This window comes from Kribbella aluminosa, assembly GCF_017876295.1.
In the GTDB taxonomy this organism is placed as follows: domain Bacteria; phylum Actinomycetota; class Actinomycetes; order Propionibacteriales; family Kribbellaceae; genus Kribbella; species Kribbella aluminosa.
On sequence record NZ_JAGINT010000002.1, the window covers coordinates 1,985,647 to 2,005,879 of the forward strand.

The following is a 20,233-nucleotide window of genomic DNA, read 5'->3' on the forward strand; positions in this document are numbered from 1 at the left end:
GTGAAGGTCTATGTGAGTGCGGACATGGAAGGCGTCACCGGGGTCGTCGACGCGGAGGACGTGCAGCCGCCCGGGCGGGACTACGAGCGGGCCCGGGTGCTGATGACCGAGGACGTGAACGCCGCCGTCCGCGGTGCGTACGCCGCCGGCGCCACCGAAGTACTGGTCAACGACGCGCACGGCCCGATGCGCAACCTGCTGCCGGACCTCCTCGACCCGCGCGCCCTGCTGATCAAGGGCCGCCCGAAGCCGATGGGCATGATGGAGGGCCTGACTCCCGAGTACGACGCCGTCGTCTGTATCGGCTTCCACGCCCGCGCCGGTGTCCTCGGCGTCCTCAGCCACAGCTTCATGGGCCACGAGATCGAGGACATCTGGCTGGACGACCAGCTCACCGGCGAGATCGGCCTGCTGCACGCGGCCGCCGCGGCTCACGGCGTACCGGTAGCCCTGCTGACCGGCGACGACACCGCCTGCGACGAGATGAAGGCGTGGGACGCCGCCGTCGCGACGGTCCCCGTCAAGTTCGCCAAGGACCGCTTCGCCGCCCAACTCGTCCCCGTCACCGAGGCCCGCGCGGCGATCGAGACAACAACAGCCGACGCCCTGCGCAGCCTCCGCACCTCCGACCCCCAGCCCGGCCCCCGAACCCTCGCTGTCCGCTGGCAGTCCGCCTCAGTCGTCTCCCACGTCACCGCCATCCCCGGCGTTACCCGACGCGACGATCGGACGGTCGTGGTGGAGGCGGACATGCTCCAGCTCTACCGCCTGTTCAACTTGTTCCTCCGGGTTTGTACGGCGGTCACGTCGAACCCGCCGTACTGCTGAACCTGCGCGCATGCACAAGTCCCTCGACGGCCCCGATTTCGCCGCCGAATGGGCACTTCTGCGTGCGTGCAGGACCAGGTTAAGAACGTACAAGACCAGCGGCAGACCCGCGCAGGACCATCAAGTGGTGGAAAAGTTCGAGACGAAGATTGCCGTGCTGCTGCGGGACGATCTGGCCGTCTGGCAGCGGTTGAACGTGACGGCGTTCCTGGTCAGTGGGATCGCCGGGACGCACCCCGAGATCATTGGTGAGCCCTACGAAGACGCGGACGGCACCAGCTATCTGCCGATGTTCCGGCAGCCGGTGATGGTGTTCGAGGGGTCCAAGGAGTTCATGACCACCGCTCACGAACGCGCCCTCGGTCGCGGCATCGAGCACTCGGTCTTCACCCAGGACCTGTTCGCCACCGGCAACGACCACGACAACCGGGCCGCGGTCCGCGCCGTCCCGACCGCCGAGCTCGACCTGGTCGGCATCGCCGTCTACGGCCCGAAGAACGCCGTCGACAAGACCCTCAAAGGCGCCACCAAGCACCACTGAGTGAATCAGCACCTCGAGCCGGAAACCCGTGTCACAACTCCGCCCGTGCATGGCCGGCCCCCCGGCCGCACCTTGGCGTGGAGCTGATCAGAACCCAACCTTGAGAACCCACCAACCACATTCCGAGGCGAAATCTGGTTGACCCGTGCCCAAGGTATCGGCCCGAGTGGGCCGAGTGGTCGAGTGGGTCGGTGAGCGGAAGGACCGTGTTGCCGGCAATCGATTGCTTACGGCAAGGTGGCGACGCTCGGCGCGGAACCGCCGAGCACGGGCCACCCGCGCCACCCGGGGATGGGGCGCACGGGTTGGTGCTCGAGTTTCGGGTACGGCAGGCTAGCGAGGGGCGAACTTCGTCCAGGTGGCGCCGTTGTCGGTGCTCAGGACCACCCCGGTGGTGCGGCGTTTCGGGACCTCGGGGCCGTAGAGGAGGTGCTGGTCGCCGGAGAGGTCGGCCAGGTCGCCGGGGTAGCCGCCGTTGAGTTTCGCGGCGCCCTCGCTGATCCGGTACACCCGCGGCCGGTCCCCGGAAGCCCCGCCGATCATCATCGCCGTACCGTCGTCGAAGGCGACCGGTGACGTGCTCAGGCTGGCCGGTGGGTTCTGCACGGGGGTCCAGTGGTTGCCGCGGTCCGTGGAGATCGCCATCTTCGCGACCTGCTGCCCGCTGCCGGTGACGACCACCGTGGTGCTGACCAGCGTCTGACCGTCGGGGCTGACCGCGAGCCCGCCGAGCTGGTTGCGGGTGTCGAGCGACTGCGCGCCCCACGTCTTGCCGCCGTCGTCGGTCCAGACGATGTCGGTACGGCCGATCCCGCTGAGCATCCAGCAGCGCCCGGTGCCGTCGCAGATCGGGGAGCGGGTGCCGCGGCCCTGGAGGATCCGGACCGTCGAGTCCTGCGGGTTCACCACCGCGATCCGGCCCGGCACGATCTGGTCGGACAGCACCTCGCCCTGCGAGAACGTCGTGGTCGGCACCCGGTACCGGAGCTTGGTGAGCTGCGGGCCGTCGTACGTCAGCCGGAACATCATCGACGCGCTGCCGTCCAGCGTGCCCTCGAGCGGCGGCGCGACCGCGATCGCCTCGGTGCCGGTCTGCAGGGTCACGTACGGCACCGGCCAGGACGGTGCGGTGGCGCGGACGCCGTCGCGGTCGATCACGGCGGCGTACTTGCAGCCCGGGCCGGTGGTGCAGTCCGACCAGCCGGCCGCCCAGCGGTTCCTGGTGGCCATCGTCATCGACAGCACCTGGGCGCGCGCCGAGGTCACCACCGCGGTGCCGGGAGGCCCGGCGACAGCGGGCGAGACCGCCGGCGGTTTGTCCGCCACCGCCTCGGGCGTCGACAGGTGCAGTACGGCGACGACGATCGACGTCACCGCCGCGAGCACCCCGACGACCAGGATCGGCGGCATGCTCCGGGGCAGGCCGCAGCGTTCCAACAGCTCCACCGAGCGACGGTAGAAGCGGTCGGACAGCTCACGCAGGCGCGGCTCCACTGTCACCCCCCAAGGCAGAGATCTCCCCCGCACGGCAGGGTCAGGTCGGCGGCAGAATCTTACCTGGGAGGAGGCTTACCCTCACACCCGACGGAAAATGAGCGCTCGTTTGACTTCCTGGATCGCCTTGGTGACCTCGATGCCGCGGGGGCAGGCCTCGGTGCAGTTGAAGGTGGTCCGGCAGCGCCAGACGCCTTCCTTGTCGTTCAGGATCTCCAGCCGCTGCTCGGTGCCCTCGTCGCGGCTGTCGAAGATGAACCGGTGCGCGCCGACGATCGCCTGCGGGCCGAAGTACTGCCCGTCCGACCAGAACACCGGGCAGGACGTCGTACACGCCGCGCACAGGATGCACTTCGTGGTGTCGTCGAAGCGGTCCCGGTCGGCCTGCGACTGGATCCGCTCCCGGGTCGGCTCGTGACCGTCGGTGACCAGGAACGGCATCACCGAGCGGTACGCCTCGAAGAACGGGTCCATGTCGACGACCAGGTCCTTGAGCACCGCGAGCCCCTTGATCGGCTCGACGGTGATCTCCTTGTCCGGGTTCAGGTCCTTGATCAGCGTCTTGCAGGCGAGCCGGTTCCGGCCGTTGATCCGCATCGCGTCCGAGCCGCAGACGCCGTGCGCGCAGGACCGGCGGAACGTCAGCGTGCCGTCCTGCTCCCACTTGATCTTGTGCAGCGCGTCCAGCACCCGGTCGGTCGGCTCCAGCGTGACGGAGTACGTCTTCCACTCCGCCTCGTCCAACACCTCGGGGTTGTACCGGAGGATCTTGACCCTGACGTCCATCAGTACTTGCGCTCCATCGGCTTGTAGCGGGTCTGCACGACCGGCTTGTAGTCCAGCCGGATGTTGACGTTGCCCTCGGCATCGATCTCGCGGTACGCCATCGTGTGCCGCATGAAGTTCACGTCGTCGCGGGTCGCGTAGTCCTCGCGGAAGTGCCCGCCGCGGGACTCCTTGCGGGCCAGCGCGCCGGCCACCAGCACCTCGGCCAGGTCGAGCAGGAAGCCCAGCTCGACGGCCTCGAGCAGGTCGGTGTTGAACCGCTTGCCCTTGTCCTGTACGGCGACGTTCGCGAACCGGAGCTTGAGCGCCTCGAGGTCGACCAGCGCCTGCTTGAGCGAGCCCTCGGTCCGGTACACCTGCGCGTTCAGGTCCATCGTCGCCTGCAGGTCGGAGCGGATCGCCGCGATCCGCTCCGCACCGGTGGAGTTCCGCAGGCCCTCGACCAGGTCGACGACGTACTTTTCCGGCTCGGAAGGCAGCTCCTCGAACGACGCGGTCTCGGCGTACTCCGCGGCGGCGATCCCCGCGCGCCGCCCGAACACGTTGATGTCCAGCAGCGAGTTGGTACCCAGCCGGTTCGCACCGTGCACGGAGACGCACGCGACCTCGCCTGCGGCGTACAGGCCGGGGATCACGTCGTCGTTGTTGGCCAGCGCCTCGCCCTTGATGTTGGTCGGGATGCCGCCCATCGCGTAGTGCGCGGTCGGGAACACCGGGATCTGCTCGGTGTACGGCTCGACGCCCAGGTACGTCCGCGCGAACTCGGTGATGTCCGGGAGCTTCGCGTCGATGTGCGCGGGCTCCAGGTGGGTCAGGTCGAGCATCACGTACGCCTTGTCGGGCCCGCAGCCACGACCTTCGCGTACTTCGTTCGCCATCGCCCGGGCCACCATGTCGCGCGGCGCGAGGTCCTTCACGGTCGGCGCGTACCGCTCCATGAAGCGTTCGTTGTCCGCGTTCCGCAGGATGCCGCCCTCACCACGGGCCGCCTCCGACAGCAGTACGCCGAGACCCGCCAGGCCGGTCGGGTGGAACTGGAAGAACTCCATGTCCTCCAGCGGAAGCCCCTTGCGCCAGACGATGCCCATCCCGTCGCCGGTGAGCGTGTGCGCGTTGGACGTCGTACGGAAGACCTTGCCGAAACCGCCGGACGCGAAGATCACCGACTTGGCCGAGAACACGTGCAGCTCGCCGGTGGCCAGCTCGTACGCGACCACGCCGCTCGCCTTGCCGTCGGTCATCAGCAGGTCGAGAACGTAGTACTCGTTGAAGAACTCGACGTTCTGCTTGATGCACTGCTGGTACAGCGTCTGCAGGATCATGTGACCGGTACGGTCGGCGGCGAAGCAGGAGCGCCGTACGACGGCCTCGCCGTGGTTGCGGGTGTGCCCGCCGAAGAACCGCTGGTCGATCTTGCCCTCGGCCGTCCGGTTGAAGGGGAGGCCCATCTTCTCCAGGTCGAGGACCGCGTCGACGGCCTCCTTGCACATCACCTCGGCCGCGTCCTGGTCGACCAGGAAGTCACCGCCCTTGACGGTGTCGAAGGTGTGCCACTCCCAGTTGTCCTCCTCGACGTTCGCCAGCGCGGCGCACATGCCGCCCTGGGCCGCGCCGGTGTGCGAGCGAGTCGGGTAGAGCTTGGTGAGTACGGCGGTCCGGGTCCGCTTGCTCGACTCGAGGGCCGCGCGCATTCCGGCTCCACCGGCGCCGACGATGATCACGTCGTACTGATGCTGTTGCATGACGTCCTTTATTTGCAGACCGACAACGTGGAGTTGGGGTCGAGGCAGGGGTCGAAGGTGAAGATCACCAGGGTGCCGAGGACCACGACCACGACCGCGGCGGTGATCAGCAGGGCCTTCAGCCAGAACCGGGTCTGGTCCTTCTCGGCGTAGTCGTTGATGATCGTGCGCAGGCCGTTCGAGCCGTGCAGCATCGCCAGCCACAGCATCAGCAGGTCCCAGACCTGCCACAGCGGGTTGGCCCACTTGCCGGCCACGAAGCCGAAGTCCAGCGCGGTGATCCCGCCGCCGAGCATCAGGTTCACGAACAGGTGCCCGAGCACCAGGATCACCAGGGCGAGTCCGGACAGCCGCATGAACAGCCAGCTGTAGAGCTCGAAGTTGGTCTGGCCGGAGCGGTTCCGGCCGCCGCCCTTCAGGTTTCTCGATCGGCTGCTCGACCGGGGAGCCGCGATGGCTGGAGTGGATTCTGGCATCTCAGCCTCCGAACACGTGGGTCAGATGCCGGATGACGAACGGGACGAACAGCACGACCCAGAGCACTCCGACGCCGATCATCAGCTGCCGCTGGTAGCGCGGGCCCTTGGCCCAGAAGTCCACCAGGATCAGCCGGATGCCGTTGAACGCATGGAACAGGATCGCCGCAACCAGGCCGACCTCGAGGAGTCCGATGACCGGGTTCTTGTAGGTGCCGATCACCTCGTTGTACGCGTGCGGCGAGACCCGGACCAGCGCGGTGTCCAGCACGTGCACCAGCAGGAAGAAGAAGATCCCGACACCGGTGATCCGGTGCGCGACCCATGACCACATGCCCTCCCGGCCGCGGTAGAGCGTGCCGGCTGGTTTGCTGGGCAAACCGTCCTCCGATCGGACCCGAAGAACCTGGCGGAATCCAGGTCGATTCGATGCTAATCCCGCCGTACCGGCCGAAAGGTCCTTACAGGTGTGAGATCCGTCGCGTCGGTGGCCCATCCGCCTGGGCCGCGAGTGGCCCTCGACTCCGGGCTTGACTTCAACTTGACTTGAGTTCGTTGCCTATGAACATGACGGATGAGCGTGGCATGACTCAAGAGGGGAACAACACGGTGAGTTTCTGGATTTGTGCGACCTGTGCGGTCGAGCACTCCGAGCAGGTCGAGGTGTGCGCGATCTGCGAGGACGAGCGGCAGTGGGTGCCCGCCGACGGGCAGCACTGGACGACGCTCGACGAACTGGCCGGTACCGAGGTCACGATCGACGAGGTCGAGCCGGGCCTGTACGGCATCCGCTCGAAGCCGCCGGTCGGGATCGGCCAGCAGTCGATGCTGTTGACAACGACCGACGGCAACCTGCTCTGGGACCCGATCGGCTACCTGGACGACGACGCCGTCCGCCGGGTGCGGGATCTCGGCGAGGTGGTCGCGATCGTCGCCAGCCACCCGCACATGTACGGCGTCCAGGTCGAGTGGAGCCATCGCCTGGGCGACGTGCCGGTGTACGTCGCGGAGGCCGACAAGGAGTGGGTCGCCCGCCAGGACGCGGTAATCCGGACCTGGTCCGGTCAGCTCACCCCGCTACCCGGCGTGACCGTCCTGCAACCCGGCGGCCACTTCCCGGGCAGCGCGGTCGTGCACTGGGCGAACGGTGCCGACGGCAAGGGAGTGATCCTGTCCGGCGACACGATCTTCGCCAACCCGGACCGCACCTCGGTCAGCTTCATGCGGAGCTACCCGAACCGCATTCCACTGTCCGGCGCGGTCGTCGACCGGGTCGCCCGCTCGCTGGACCCGTTCGAGTACGACCGCCTCTACAACAACTTCGGCGCCTCGATCCCGGTCGACGCGAAGGCAGTCGTACGCCGCTCCGCCGACCGGCACGCCGCCTGGGTCCGAGGGGACTTCGACCACCTGACGTGAGATGCGTACCGACCGACGGGCAGTGGTGCCGTCGCCGACAGGAGCGCACGCTCAGCGTTCAGCGCCGATCGCCGCTGAGCAGGACTACTGCCCGTCCTTCGGTACAGCTCAGGCCGCGAGGCGCGAGCGGGCGAGGCGGCTGTGGAGCGTCAGGAGGCGGTCGGTGCAGGTTTGCCAGGTGTAGAGCTCGGCCCGGCGGCGGGCCGCCGAGCGGCGGCCGGGGAGGTTGGCGAGTGACAGGACTGCGTCGGCGAGGTCGGTGGGGTTGGCGGGGGCCCAGCGGCCGCAGGTTTCGTCGACCAGTTCGCGGGCGCCGCCGGTGTTCGCGGTGACCACCGGGGTGCCGGCGGCGAGGGCTTCGAGGACGGCGAGGCCGAAGGTTTCGCCGGGGCAGACGGACAGCGCGATGTCGGCCTCCGCGAGGTGCTTGGCGAGGGTACGGCGGCCGTCGACGTACCCGTGGAAGTGGACCGGCGCGTCAGCGGCGATCTCCTGCAGTTCGTCGAGGTGCGGGCCGGTGCCGTACACGTCCATCCGCAGGTTCACGCCGCGGCGGTGCAGCTCGGCCGCCGTGGCGACCGCGAGGTGCGGACTCTTCTCCCGGGACAGCCGCCCGGCGTGGACGAGCTTCAGTACGCCGTCCTGGGCCGGTTCGCCCAGCGACGGGTGGAACGTGTCGAGGTCGACCCCGAGCGGGATCCGCACCAGCGGCGTCGTCACCTCGTCGAACTCGGCCGCCGCGTAGCGCGAGGTCACCACGACCGCGTCGTACGTCCGGCCGAGGATCTTGTACAGCGCGGCGACGGTGGCGACCATGTGCAGCTGGCTGTACTTCACGCCGTCGGCGCCCCACCACACCTGGCGCAGGTTCGCCCCGCCGAGCATCCGGCCGGGCCGCAGTACGTCGTTCCCGCCGAGCTGACCCGGCCGCGCGGCGCCCAGGGCGAGCATCGCGTCCAGGCGTTCGTGGCTGAACAGGACCGTGCCGATGTCGTTCCGCCGGGCCCAGCGGGCGACCGGGAGCAGCGTCGACTTGTCGGAGATCTCGACCGTGGTCGGCTGGAACTTCTTCAGGATGTCGATCACGGTCCACGGGTTGGTGATCAACCGGTACCCGCCGCTCACCTTCGGGGCCTTCACCCGGACCACGGTGCCGAGCTCGGTCTCGACCACGACGTCCTTCTCGCCGGGCGTGATCACGATCCGCTCGGCGCCGGCCTCGACGTACCCCTGACCGACGTGCTCGATCGCGGTCCGCATCCCGCCGGACGTCGGCCCGACGAAGTTCGCGAGCTGCGCGATCCGGAGCCCTGTCATGCGACGCGCCGGACCGCGGCGGCGTCCCGGAGTACTTCGGCGTAGTGGCGGTCGACGAGGTCGTCGACGACGGCCGGCCAGGTCCGGGACTGCACCCGCTGCAGGCCGCTCGCCGCCATCCGGCCGCGCGCCGTCGGGTGGTCCAGCAGCGTCTGTACGGCGTTCCGCAGCGAGCCGGGCTTGCCGGGTTCGAAGAGCAGACCGTTCTCGCCGGGGTGGATCAGGTCGAGCGGGCCGCCCGCGGCCGGGCCGACGGTGGCGACGCCGGAGGCCTGCGCCTCCTGGATCGTCTGGCAGAACGTCTCGTGTTCACCGGTGTGTACGAACACGTCCAGCCCTGCGAAGATCGACGCCAGGTCGGCGCCCCGGCGCATTCCGAGAAAGGTTGCCGTCGGCAACGCGTTCTCCAGGGACGCGCGGTCCGGGCCGTCGCCGACGACCACGATCCGGCAGTCCAGCCCGGTCAGCTCCGCGAGCCGCCGGACCTTCTTCTCCGCGGCCAGCCGGCCGACGTACCCGACGATCGGTTTGCCGTCCGGGGAGATCTCCCGGCGCCAGTCCTCGTCGCGGTTCGCCGGGTCGAACAGGTCGAGGTTCACACCGCGGCCCCATCGGTACACCCGAGGTACCCCGCGCTGCACCAGCGCGTCGACGGCTGAGGTCGAGGGCGCGAGGGTGCGGTCGGCGCGGGAGTGGGTCCGGCTCACCCAGCGCCAGATCCCGCGGTCCGCGGCGGCGTACCAGGGGTACTGGCGGGCGAAGCCGGCGATGTCGGTCTGGAAGATCGCGACCGTCGGTACGCCGAGTTTCCGCGCCGCGCGCAGCCCGTACGCGCCGATGATGAACGGCGACGCGAGGTGCACGAGGTCCGGCTTGAAGTCGGCCATCGCGCGCTCGATCGACGGGTCCGGCAGGCCGACCGGGTACTCCTTGTACCCCGGCGTCCGGAAGCTCCGGGCCCGCAGCACCGGTACGTCGCCGTACGTGTCGGGGCCCGGTCCGGGGGCGATGATCAGCAGGTCGTGCCCGCGGGCGCGGAGCCGGTCGGCGACGTGGCGAGCCGTGTTCGCCACGCCATTGATCTGCGGCAGGAAGGTCTCGGCCACCATCACGATTCGCACATCTCGAAGGTTCCTCACCGCTCATGAACCCTGGGCGACACTCTCGTGACACGGCGTCGATGCCCTGTCGACGGCTGCAGGGCCTTGAAGTGTCCTCCAGATGGCCACCGAGCTGTGCTTGGTTAGTCGTATGCGAACTCTGGGGATCGCGGTCGCGGACCAGGCTCTCGCCGACGCCCTGACCTGGCGTGTGATCTGTATGACCATCTGTCCCCGGCGGCGCTCGGGTTCGGTCGGGACGCGTGACCCGGAGTGCCGGAGGTCATACCAGTGCGGCGGTGGTTCGGAATACCTTGGGGGGATGAGTCATCGCAGCGAGTCGGGGTTCGAGTTCGCGCCGGTGTACGGGCCGCTGGACGGGTTCGACCCGGCGGCCAAGCTCGGCGAGCCGGGGCAGTACCCATACACCCGGGGCGTGTACCCGACGATGTACACCCAGCGGCCGTGGACGATGCGCCAGTACGCCGGGTTCGGCACCGCGGCCGAGTCGAACCAGCGGTACCACCAGCTGATCGACCATGGGACGATGGGCCTGTCCGTCGCGTTCGACCTGCCGACCCAGATGGGGTACGACTCCGACGCCCCGATCGCGCACGGCGAGGTCGGCAAGGTCGGGGTGGCGATCGACTCGATCGACGACATGCGGGTGCTGTTCGACAAGATCCCGCTCGACCAGGTGTCGACGTCGATGACGATCAACGCGCCGGGATCCGTCCTGCTGCTGCTGTACCAGTTGGTCGCGGAGGAGCAGGGCGTCGCCGGTGACAAGCTCACCGGCACGATCCAGAACGACGTACTGAAGGAGTACATCGCCCGCGGCACCTACATCTACCCGCCGAAGGAGTCGCTGCGGCTGATCAGCGACATCTTCGCGTACTGCCATGCCGAGCTGCCGAAGTGGAACACGATCTCGATCTCCGGCTACCACATGGCCGAGGCCGGCGCGACGCCCGCGCAGGAGATCGGGTTCACCTTGGCGAACGGGATCGAGTACGTGCGGGCCGCGATCGCGTCCGGGCTGGACGTCGACGAGTTCGCGCCGCGGCTGTCGTTCTTCTTCGTCGCCCGGACGACGCTGCTCGAGGAGGTCGCGAAGTTCCGGGCGGCGCGGCGGATCTGGGCGCGGGTGATGCGGGACGTCTTCGGCGCCACGAATCCGAAGTCGCTGATGTTGCGCTTCCACACCCAGACGGCCGGCGTACAGCTGACCGCCCAGCAGCCCGAGGTCAACCTCGTCCGCGTCGCGATCCAGGGCCTCGCCGCGGTCCTCGGCGGCACCCAGTCGCTGCACACCAACTCGTACGACGAGGCCATCGCGCTCCCGACCGAGAAGGCCGCCCGCCTCGCGCTCCGCACCCAGCAGGTCCTCGCCTACGAGACCGACGTGACCGCGACCGTCGACCCCTTCGCCGGCTCGTACGTCGTCGAGTCGCTGACCGACGAGGTCGAGGCCGCCGCGGTCGAACTCATGGACCAGATCGAGGAGTACGGCGGCGCGGTCGCCGCGATCGAGCAGGGCTTCCAGAAGCAGGAGATCGAACGCTCGGCGTACCGGATCGCCCAGCAGATCGACTCGGTCGAACGCGTCGTCGTCGGCATGAACAAGTTCAAGATCGCCGACGAGGAACCGTACGAACCCCTCCGGGTCGACCCGGCCATCGAAGCCCAGCAGGTAGCCCGCCTCACCTCCCTCCGCGCCACCCGCGACCAGGCCGCCGTCGACGAGTCCCTCGCCGCCCTCAAGAAAGCTGCCCAAGGCAACGAAAACTGCCTCTACCCGATGAAACAAGCCCTAAAATCCCGAGCCACTGTAGGCGAAGTCAGCAACACCCTCCGCGAGGTCTGGGGCACCTACATCCCCGCCGACACCTTCTGAGCGGTGTCCCGGTGGACGGCCACGCAGGCAAAACCCGCCGTTCGGGGGCTGTTCGGCCCAGTTTCCCGAAGTTTTGCCTGCATGACCCGCAGATCGCCTCTTGGTATGCCGAGCTTGGAGTCCCAGAGGCTCAGTAGATCCACTCTCGTTGAGCGTGTGCTCAACGGCGACAACAGCAGGCGAGGGCAGCTGAAGGTGGTGCCTTCGTCACGGAATGTACTGTCCGGGCGGGTCCACTGCTCCGTCGCGTCAGTCGAGGAGGGCTGTCGAGGTGAGGAGGGTGGTGCCTAGGGTGATGGCTTCTTCGGAAGGGGTGAAGCCGGGGGTGTGGAGGTCGGCGGCTGATTCTTGGGTGGGTGGGCGGACGCCTAGGCGGGCCATGGCGCCGGGGACGTGTTCGAGGTACCAGGCGAAGTCTTCGCCGCCGAGGCTCTGGTCGGTGGGGGCGAGGGCGCTGGTGCCGAGGGTCTGCTGGACGGCGTTCTGCAGGACGCTGATCGCGGTGGTGTCGTTCATGACGGGTGGTACGCCGTGGGTGACCTCGGTGTCGACCTCTACGCCGTACGGCGCGACGAGCTGAGCGGCGAGTTCCGGGAGGAGTTCCTCGGCGAGGCGCCAGGCGTTGGCGTCGAGGCAGCGCAGGGTGCCTTCGGCCTCGCCGCGGGATGGGATGGCGTTGGCGGCGGAGCCGGAGGTGATGCGGCCCCAGACGAGGGACATGCCGGCGCGCGGGTCGACGCGGCGGGACAGGGCGGCGGGGAGCTCCGACACCAGGATCGCGAGTGCATAGACCAGATCAGCCGTCAGATGCGGACGAGACGTGTGACCACCCGGCCCTGTCAACCGCACCAGCAGCTTGTCGGCAGCGGCGGTCAAAGCCCCGACCCGGAGCCCGACCTGGCCGACCTGCAGCCGCGGGTCGCAGTGCAGGCCGTAGATCCGGCGTACGCCGTCCAGCCCGCCCGCCGCGATCACCCCGAGGGCGCCGCCGGGCATGACCTCCTCGGCCGGCTGGAAGATGACCCGGACGCGCCGGTCCAGCTGCCCGTCGCGCGCCATCCCGGCCAGTACCAGAGCCGCCCCGAGCAAAGCGGACGTGTGTACGTCGTGCCCGCACGCGTGCGCCACGCCGTCGATGGTCGACCGCCACGGCGCCTCGACGGCGTCCGGCACCGGGAGCGCGTCGATGTCGGCGCGCAGCGCGACGCAGGAGTCGCCCGCGCCGATGTCGCAGATCAGCCCGGTCCCGGTCGGCAGCACCCGCGGCGACAGCCCGGCGCGGACCAGTTGCTTCTCGAGCAGTTCGGTCGTCCGTACTTCGTGCCACCCGAGCTCGGGGTGCGCGTGCAGGTCACGGCGTACGGCGACCATGTCCTCGCGCACCGCCTCGACCCGCGCCAGGACGTCGGCGACCAGCAACTGATGACTCATCCCGAGATTGTGACACCCGCGCTCGGCATCGCCCTCACCCAGCGCCCCGACCACGGAACGTGAGCGTAACCACGGAGCGTGCACACCGTGACCTCGAAACAGCAGCCCGTGACCACACCGGAGAAGTTGCCGAAATGTGACGGATGAGCCGGTCACTTTCCGGTATCGAGGCCTGCTCGTCGTTCAAAGAACGACGGACCGCGCCCTATAGTCTGCGAATGGTACGTGGGGGAAGGCGTGCCGGTTAAAGGATTCTGGTCGACGAAGGAGACGTTCGGTGAAGAAGTACGTGCGGGGAACGGCGATCGTGGGCGTACTGACGCTCGCCGTCGCCGCGTGTGGCAGCAAGCCGACCGACAACAGCTCGAGCGGCAGCACCGCCAACAAGAACTTCAAGGCCTGCATGGTCTCCGACTCGGGGGGCTTCGACGACAAGTCGTTCAACCAGACCTCCTACAAGGGTCTGCAAGACGCGGTCAAGGAGAAGGGCCTCACCGAGGTCAAGGCCGAGTCGAAGTCCGACAACGACTACACGACGAACATGACCGCGATGGTGAGTGCCAAGTGCAACGTCATCGTCGCCGTCGGCTTCAAGCTCGAGGACGCCACCGAGGCGGCCGCCAAGGCGAACCCGAACATCAAGTTCGCGATCGTCGACTCGGCGCCGAAGGCCCCGATCGCCAACCTGAAGCCGCTCCTGTTCAACACCGCGCAGACCAGCTTCCAGGCCGGCTACCTGGCCGCCGCGATGACCAAGTCCGGCAAGGTCGGCACGTTCGGCGGTCTGCAGATCCCGACCGTGACGATCTTCATGGACGGCTTCGCCCAGGGCGTGCGGTACTACAACCAGAAGAAGAGCAAGAACGTCCAGGTGCTCGGCTGGGACGACCAGAAGCAGAAGGGCCTGTTCACCGGCGACTTCGAGGACAAGGCCAAGGGCCAGAACAACGCGCAGAACCTGATCACCCAGGGCGCGGACATCCTGTTCCCGGTGGCCGGCCCGTCGGGTCTCGGCGGCCTGCAGGCGGCCAAGGCCAGCAACGGCAAGGTGAACGCGATCTGGGTCGACACGGACGGCTGCGTGAGCGCCGCGGAGTACTGCCCGAACCTGCTGAGCAGCGTCGAGAAGGGTATGGACGTGGCCGTGAAGGACGCGGTCGTGTCGGTTCTCGACAACAAGTTCGACAACACGCAGTTCACCGGCACCTTGCAGAACGGCGGTACGGCGATCGCGCCGTTCCACGAGTTCGACAGCAAGATCCCGGCGGACGTGAAGTCCGAGCTGGACACGATCAAGGCCGACATCATCAGCGGCAAGATCGTCATCGAGTCGAAGGTCCAGCCCAAGGCGTCCTGATCCGCACATCTGCGTAGTACGGTGCGAGCCAGGTAGGCAGACCCACAAGGTCCTGCCTGCCTGGCTCGCCGTCTGAAGGGAAGGCTGCGCATGCATCTCGAGCTCTCCGGGCTGACCAGGAGTTTCGGCTCGCTGGTCGCCAACGACCACATCGACCTGGTGATCGAGCCGGGCGAGATCCATTGCCTGCTCGGTGAGAACGGGGCCGGCAAGAGCACCCTGATGAACATGCTCTACGGGCTGCTGCAGCCCGACTCGGGCGAGATCGTGATCGACGGCGAGAAGGTCCGGATCACCTCGCCGAGCGACGCGATCCGGCACGGCATCGGCATGGTCCACCAGCACTTCACGCTGGTCCCGGTGTTCACCGTCGCCGAGAACGTCATGCTCGGCCGCGAGACCACCCGCGGCGGCGGCGTACTGGACCGGAAGAAGGCGCACAGCCGGGTCACCGAGCTGTCCGACCGGTACGGCCTGGCGGTCGACCCCGAGGCCATGGTCGAGGACATCCCGGTCGGCGTCCAGCAGCGCGTCGAGATCATCAAGGCGCTCGCCAACGACGCCCGGGTACTGATCCTGGACGAGCCGACGGCGGTGCTCACCCCGGCCGAGATCGACGACCTGATCGCGGTCATGCGGCAGCTCAAGGAGAGCGGTACGTCGATCGTCTTCATCACCCACAAGCTCAAAGAGGTGAGGGCGATCGCGGACAAGATCACCGTGATCCGCCGCGGCAAGGTGGTCGGCCAGGCCGAGCCGTCCGCGTCCGAGGAGGAGCTCGCCGAGCTGATGGTCGGCCGGGCGGTCGACCTGGTCGTGGACAAGGCCCCGGCGGAGCCGCAGGACACCGTACTGCGGGTCACCGGGCTGACCGTGATCGACGAGCGCGGGTTCACCGCCGTCGACGACGTGGACCTGGAGGTCCGGGCCGGCGAGATCCTCGCGGTGGCCGGTGTCCAGGGCAACGGTCAGACCGAGCTCACCGAGGCGCTGCTCGGGCTGACGCCGATCGCGGCCGGCTCGATCACGTTGTCCGGCGAGGACCTGACCACGAAGTCCACCCGGCACCGGCTCGAGGCGGGTATCGGGTACATCCCGGAGGATCGCGCGCACGACGGCTTCGTCGGCTCGTTCACGGTCGCCGAGAACCTGATCCTGGACCTGTTCCGGGAGGCGCCGTTCGGCAACGGGCTGGCGCTGCGTACCGACGAGATCGACAAGAACGCGACCGCCCGGGTGCAGGAGTTCGACATCCGTACCCAGGGCATCGGCCTGCCGGTGTCGTCGCTGTCCGGCGGTAACCAGCAGAAGGTCGTGCTGGCCCGCGAGCTGTCCCGCCCGCTGAAGCTGCTGGTCGCCTCGCAGCCGACCCGCGGGGTGGACGTCGGCTCGATCGAGTTCCTGCACAACCGGATCGTCGAGGAACGCGACCACGGTACGGCGGTCCTGATCGTCTCCACCGAACTCGACGAGATCGCCGCGCTGGCGGACCGGGTCGCGGTGATGTACCGCGGCCAGGTGGTCGGCGTGGTACCGGCCGACACGCCCCGCGACGAGCTCGGCCTGATGATGGCCGGCGCCTCCAAGGCCGAGGCCCACGAGACGGCGATCGAGAACCCGACCACGTTGGGAACCATCTGATGAGCACCGAGACAACGGCCGCGCCCGCGCCGGCCAAGGGGGAACCGCCACGTTCCGGTCTGCCGTCGTGGGCGGTCCAGGGACTGGTGTCGCTGAGCGCGATCGTGCTGGCGCTGGTGGTCGGTGCGGTCCTGATCATCATCGGCGACCAGGGAGTCCAGAAGGCGGCCGGGTACTTCGGTGCCGCGCCGATGGACACCTTCTCCGCGGCCGGCAGCGCGGTCGGCAATGCGTACCAGGCGCTGCTGTCCGGCGCGCTCGGCGGGATCACGCCGATCAGCGAGTCGTTGACCCAGGCAACACCGCTGATCTGCGGCGGCCTGGCGGTGTCGCTGGCGTTCCGCACCGGGTTGTTCAACATCGGTGCCCAGGGCCAGCTGATCGGCGGCGCGATCCTCGCGGCGTACGTCGGGTTCGCCTGGCACCTGCCGCCGGTGCTGCACGTCGTCCTCGCGGTGGTCGCGGGCCTGGTCGGCGGTGCCGTGATGGGCGGGGTGGTCGGCCTGCTGAAGGCCCGGACCGGCGCCCACGAGGTGATCGTGACGATCATGCTGAACTACGTCGCGCTCTACCTGCTGCAGTGGCTGCTGACCACGACGACCTTCCAGCGGCCGGGTCGGACCGACCCGATCTCCCCGATCGTCGACGCCAACGCGCAGTTCCCGAAGTTCGGCGGCACCCGGCTGCACCTCGGGTTCGTGCTCGCGCTGCTTGCCGCGGTGTTCGTCTGGTGGCTGCTGAACCGCTCGACGATCGGCTTCGAGCTGCGCGCGGTAGGCGCGAACGCGGACGCCTCCCGGACCGCCGGGATGTCGGTCGGCCGGGCGTACGTGATCGCGATGGTGGTGGCCGGCGCGCTGGCCGGGCTGGCCGGTGTCCAGCAGGTGCTCGGCACCGACCTGCCGCTGACCGACGGGGTCGCGGCCTCGGTCGGGTTCGACGCGATCACGGTCGCGCTGCTCGGTCGCGGTACGCCGATCGGCACCGTGCTGGCCGGCCTGCTGTTCGGCGCGCTGAACGCGGGCGGTCTGCAGATGCAGCTGATCACCCAGACGCCGTTGACCCTGACCACTGTCCTGCAGGCCGTGATCGTGCTGTTCGTCGCGGCTCCGGCGCTGGTGCGCTCGGTCTTCCGCTTCCTGCCCAAGGAACGCGGTGCGGGTGCCGTCCTCGCGAAAGGCTGGAACGGATGAGCGAGCGGAGCGAGCGAACAAAAAGCACCGGCGAGACAACTCCGGACGCGGTACCCTCACCTGCCGCGCCGCCGAAGCCGGAGATCATCGAAGGGCCGGCCGAGCGGACCCGCCGGCAGCGTGTCGGCAGCGTGATGCTGGTGTTCGCGCTGATCGGCCTCGGCCTGGCGATCTTCACCAAGGGCGGCAAGGCGACGTTCCAGCTGGTCTCCGGCGACCTGCAGCACAACCTGCTCGGGCTGCCCGCGCAGCCGGTCGGGCTGATCCTCGGCATCCTCGGTACCGCGGCCGCGGTCGCGTACGTCGTACCGTCGGTCCGGCGGCGGGTCCCGCAGCGGTACGCCGGCTGGCTGGCCGCCGTACTGGGGATCTGCTTCATCGGCGCGTTCCTGTGCTGGGCCTCGGCCGGTAAGACCTTCCCGCTGGCGAACCAGTTCCAGGGCACGCTGAACTTCGCGACGCCGCTGATCCTCGGCGCCCTGGCCGGCGTGATGTGCGAGCGGGCAGGTGTCATCAACATCGCGATCGAGGGCCAGTTCCTGGTCGGCGCGTTCACCGCGGCGCTCGTGTCGAGTACGACGCACAGCGGGGTCGCGGCGCTCGCCGCGGCGGCCGCGACCGGCGTACTGATGGCGGCGCTGCTGGCGGTGTTCTCGATCAAGTACCTCGTCAACCAGGTCGTCCTCGGGGTCGTGCTGGTGGTGTTCGCGACCGGTATCACCGGGTTCCTGTTCGACCAGTTCATGCAGCCGAAGGCGGACCAGCTGAACACGCCGGTGGTGCTGTCCGCGATCAAGATCCCGGTGCTGGGGGACATCCCGTTCATCGGGCCGATCCTGTTCCGGCAGACGATCCTGGTGTACCTGATGTACCTGGCCGTCGCGGTGGTCACGTTCGTGCTCTTCGAGACCCGCTGGGGCCTGCGGATCCGCGCGGTCGGCGAGCACCCGAAGGCGGCCGACACGGTCGGCATCAAGGTCAAGCGGATCCGGTACTCCGCGGTCCTCGCGGCCGGCGTACTGGCGGGTCTCGGCGGCGCGTTCTTCACCGTCGGGTACGCCGGGTCGTTCAGCAAGGAGATGACCGCGGGCAACGGGTTCATCGCGCTGGCGGCGCTGATCATGGGCCGCTGGCACCCGGTCGGCGCGACGGTCGCCGCACTGTTCTTCGGCTTCGCGACGCAGTTGCAGTCCCAGCTGCAGATCATCCAGATCCCGATCCCCGGCTCGCTGCTGCTGATGGCGCCGTACGTCGCCACCATCATCGCGGTCGCCGGACTGGTCGGCCGGGTCCGAGCCCCGAAGGCCGACGGTGAGCCCTACGTCACCGACTGAGATCGACTGGCCGGCACTCCGGGCGGCGGCAGTCGAGGTCATGCACCGCGCGTACGCGCCGTACTCCGGGTTTCCCGTGGGCGCGGCGGCGTACGTCGACGACGGGCGGGTGGTTGCCGGGTGCAACGTGGAGAACGCGTCGTACGGGATCACCCTGTGTGCGGAGTGCGGGCTGGTGTCGGAGTTGCACCGGACCGGTGGCGGGCGGCTGGTGGCGTTCACCTGTGTGGATCGGCACGAGCATCTGCTGACGCCGTGCGGACGGTGCCGGCAGTTGCTGCACGAACACGGCGGCCCAGCGCTGCTGATCGAGACCACGACCGGGATCCGGCCGCTGCGCGAGCTGCTGCCGGACGCGTTCGGACCCGAGTTTCTGGAGGACTGATGAGCTTCGACGCTGTGGACGTGATCCGTACCAAGCGCGACCGGGGCGAGCTGAGCGACGGCCAGATCGACTGGGTGATCGACGCCTACACCAAGGGCGACGTCGCCGACGAGCAGATGTCGGCGCTCGCGATGGCGATCCTGCTGAACGGGATGAACCGCCGCGAGATCGCCCGCTGGACCGCCGCGATGATCGCGTCCGGCGACCGGATGGACTTCGGCACGCTGTCCCGGCCGACCGCCGACAAGCACTCGACCGGCGGCGTCGGCGACAAGATCACGTTGCCGCTGGCACCGTTGGTGGCGGCCTGCGGGGTCGCCGTACCGCAGCTGTCCGGCCGCGGACTCGGGCACACCGGCGGCACCCTGGACAAGCTGGAGTCGATCCCCGGCTGGCGGGCGTCGCTGTCGAACGACGAGCTGATGCGGCAGCTGGAGGACGTCGGCGCGGTGATCTGCGCCGCCGGTGACGGCCTGGCCCCGGCGGACAAGAAGCTGTACGCGCTGCGCGACGTGACCGGTACCGTCGAGGCGATCCCGCTGATCGCCAGCTCGATCATGAGCAAGAAGATCGCCGAGGGCACCGGCGCGCTGGTGCTGGACGTGAAGGTCGGCTCCGGCGCGTTCATGAAGGAGCTCGCCGACGCCCGCGAGCTGGCCGAGACGATGGTTGCCCTGGGCACGGACGCCGGCGTGAAGACCGTTGCGCTGCTCACCGACATGTCGGTCCCGCTCGGCCTGACCGCCGGGAACGCCCTGGAGGTGCGCGAATCGGTCGAGGTGCTGGCCGGCGGCGGTCCCGCGGACGTGATCGAGCTGACCGTTGCCCTCGCCAACGAGATGCTCGCCGCGGCCGGCGTCACCGGAGTCGATCCGGCCGAGAAGCTTCGCGACGGTACGGCGATGGACGCCTGGCGGGCGATGATCTCGGCTCAGGGCGGTGACCCCGCGGCGGTACTCCCGGTCGCTCCCGAGCAGCACGTCGTACCGGCTCCGGCTTCCGGCGTACTGTCCAAGCTGGACGCGCTCGCCGTCGGGGTGGCTGCGTGGCGGCTCGGTGCCGGTCGTGCGCGTAAGGAGGACCCGGTCTCGGCCGTGGCCGGTGTGGAGCTGCACGCCAAGCCGGGCGACCGCATCCAGGAGGGACAGCCGCTCCTGACCCTGCACACCGACGACCCGACGCGGATCGACCGCGCTCTGGAGTCGCTGACCGACGCGATCGCGGTCGCCGACTCCTACCAGCCGGGCCCGCTGGTGATCGACCGCATCACGGCCTGACGGGATTGGCTCAGG

18 protein-coding genes are annotated in these 20,233 nt (G+C 68.8%); 10 read left to right on the top strand and 8 right to left on the bottom strand.

What is annotated here, in order from left to right:
* Together JOF29_RS30800 and JOF29_RS30805 are read left to right on the top strand one after the other, a co-directional pair.
* Positions 1 to 828 carry a M55 family metallopeptidase gene (locus JOF29_RS30800; protein WP_209697903.1) on the top strand — a complete coding sequence of 276 codons (828 nt, stop codon included), beginning with the start codon at positions 1 to 3 and terminating at the stop codon, positions 826 to 828.
* A 127-nt stretch (positions 829 to 955) separates the two neighbouring features.
* Entirely contained in the window at positions 956 to 1,369 is a 414-nt protein-coding gene (locus tag JOF29_RS30805; RefSeq protein ID WP_307863773.1) for a DUF2000 family protein, read from the top strand.
* Between the two features lie 333 nt (positions 1,370 to 1,702).
* Here the strand turns inward: JOF29_RS30805 and JOF29_RS30810 are convergent, their stop codons facing one another.
* From JOF29_RS30810 to sdhC, 5 genes are all read right to left on the bottom strand, one after another.
* Entirely contained in the window at positions 1,703 to 2,815 is a 1,113-nt protein-coding gene (locus tag JOF29_RS30810) for a WD40/YVTN/BNR-like repeat-containing protein (RefSeq protein ID WP_209697905.1), read from the bottom strand.
* Positions 2,816 to 2,944: 129 nt separating this feature from the next.
* Entirely contained in the window at positions 2,945 to 3,649 is a 705-nt protein-coding gene (locus JOF29_RS30815) for a succinate dehydrogenase iron-sulfur subunit (RefSeq protein WP_209697906.1), read from the bottom strand.
* Positions 3,649 to 5,391, bottom strand: a complete 1,743-nt coding sequence (sdhA, locus tag JOF29_RS30820) for a succinate dehydrogenase flavoprotein subunit (RefSeq protein WP_209697907.1) — start codon at positions 5,389 to 5,391, stop codon at positions 3,649 to 3,651. Before sdhA ends, JOF29_RS30815 begins: the two co-directional genes overlap by 1 nt.
* Positions 5,392 to 5,399: 8 nt before the next feature.
* Positions 5,400 to 5,867, bottom strand: a complete 468-nt coding sequence (locus JOF29_RS30825; protein WP_209697908.1) for a succinate dehydrogenase hydrophobic membrane anchor subunit — start codon at positions 5,865 to 5,867, stop codon at positions 5,400 to 5,402.
* Position 5,868: 1 nt separating this feature from the next.
* A complete protein-coding gene (gene sdhC / locus JOF29_RS30830) occupies positions 5,869 to 6,246 on the bottom strand; it encodes a succinate dehydrogenase, cytochrome b556 subunit (RefSeq protein WP_209697909.1) in 378 nt (125 codons plus the stop codon).
* Positions 6,247 to 6,476: 230 nt separating this feature from the next.
* Here sdhC and JOF29_RS30835 point away from each other — a divergent pair, with 230 nt between their 5' ends.
* Positions 6,477 to 7,286 carry an MBL fold metallo-hydrolase gene (locus tag JOF29_RS30835; protein WP_209697910.1) on the top strand — a complete coding sequence of 270 codons (810 nt, stop codon included), beginning with the start codon at positions 6,477 to 6,479 and terminating at the stop codon, positions 7,284 to 7,286.
* A 108-nt stretch (positions 7,287 to 7,394) separates the two neighbouring features.
* Here JOF29_RS30835 and JOF29_RS30840 read toward each other — a convergent pair whose 3' ends face one another.
* Positions 7,395 to 8,603, bottom strand: a complete 1,209-nt coding sequence (locus JOF29_RS30840; protein ID WP_209697911.1) for a glycosyltransferase — start codon at positions 8,601 to 8,603, stop codon at positions 7,395 to 7,397.
* Positions 8,600 to 9,724: a glycosyltransferase family 4 protein gene (locus JOF29_RS30845; RefSeq protein ID WP_209697912.1), complete on the bottom strand. Its 1,125-nt coding sequence runs from the start codon at positions 9,722 to 9,724 to the stop codon at positions 8,600 to 8,602. The genes JOF29_RS30840 and JOF29_RS30845 overlap by 4 nt, the downstream gene beginning before the upstream one ends.
* Before the next feature lie 301 nt (positions 9,725 to 10,025).
* Here JOF29_RS30845 and JOF29_RS30850 point away from each other — a divergent pair, with 301 nt between their 5' ends.
* Entirely contained in the window at positions 10,026 to 11,600 is a 1,575-nt protein-coding gene (locus tag JOF29_RS30850; protein ID WP_209697913.1) for an acyl-CoA mutase large subunit family protein, read from the top strand.
* Between the two features lie 249 nt (positions 11,601 to 11,849).
* On the opposite strand, the gene JOF29_RS30855 is transcribed toward JOF29_RS30850, so the two are convergent.
* The gene (locus JOF29_RS30855; RefSeq protein WP_209697914.1) at positions 11,850 to 13,031 is read right to left on the bottom strand and encodes an amidohydrolase; all 1,182 of its coding nucleotides are present in this window, start codon (positions 13,029 to 13,031) and stop codon (positions 11,850 to 11,852) included.
* Between the two features lie 277 nt (positions 13,032 to 13,308).
* Between JOF29_RS30855 and JOF29_RS30860 the strand changes: the two genes are divergently transcribed.
* The 6 genes from JOF29_RS30860 to JOF29_RS30885 all read left to right on the top strand — a co-directional run bounded on the left by JOF29_RS30860 (position 13,309) and on the right by JOF29_RS30885 (position 20,218).
* The gene (locus JOF29_RS30860) at positions 13,309 to 14,388 is read left to right on the top strand and encodes a BMP family lipoprotein (RefSeq protein ID WP_307863774.1); all 1,080 of its coding nucleotides are present in this window, start codon (positions 13,309 to 13,311) and stop codon (positions 14,386 to 14,388) included.
* A 90-nt stretch (positions 14,389 to 14,478) separates the two neighbouring features.
* Positions 14,479 to 16,029, top strand: coding sequence for an ABC transporter ATP-binding protein (locus JOF29_RS30865; protein WP_209697915.1), 1,551 nt, complete (start codon positions 14,479 to 14,481; stop codon positions 16,027 to 16,029).
* The gene (locus JOF29_RS30870; RefSeq protein ID WP_209697916.1) at positions 16,029 to 17,222 is read left to right on the top strand and encodes an ABC transporter permease; all 1,194 of its coding nucleotides are present in this window, start codon (positions 16,029 to 16,031) and stop codon (positions 17,220 to 17,222) included. Before JOF29_RS30865 ends, JOF29_RS30870 begins: the two co-directional genes overlap by 1 nt.
* Entirely contained in the window at positions 17,219 to 18,556 is a 1,338-nt protein-coding gene (locus JOF29_RS30875) for an ABC transporter permease (protein WP_209697917.1), read from the top strand. Before JOF29_RS30870 ends, JOF29_RS30875 begins: the two co-directional genes overlap by 4 nt.
* On the top strand, positions 18,534 to 18,941 hold the full coding sequence (locus JOF29_RS30880) for a cytidine deaminase (RefSeq protein ID WP_209697918.1): 408 nt from the start codon (positions 18,534 to 18,536) through the stop codon (positions 18,939 to 18,941). Before JOF29_RS30875 ends, JOF29_RS30880 begins: the two co-directional genes overlap by 23 nt.
* Entirely contained in the window at positions 18,941 to 20,218 is a 1,278-nt protein-coding gene (locus JOF29_RS30885; RefSeq protein WP_209697919.1) for a thymidine phosphorylase, read from the top strand. The genes JOF29_RS30880 and JOF29_RS30885 overlap by 1 nt, the downstream gene beginning before the upstream one ends.
* The last annotated feature ends 15 nt before the right edge of the window (positions 20,219 to 20,233 follow it).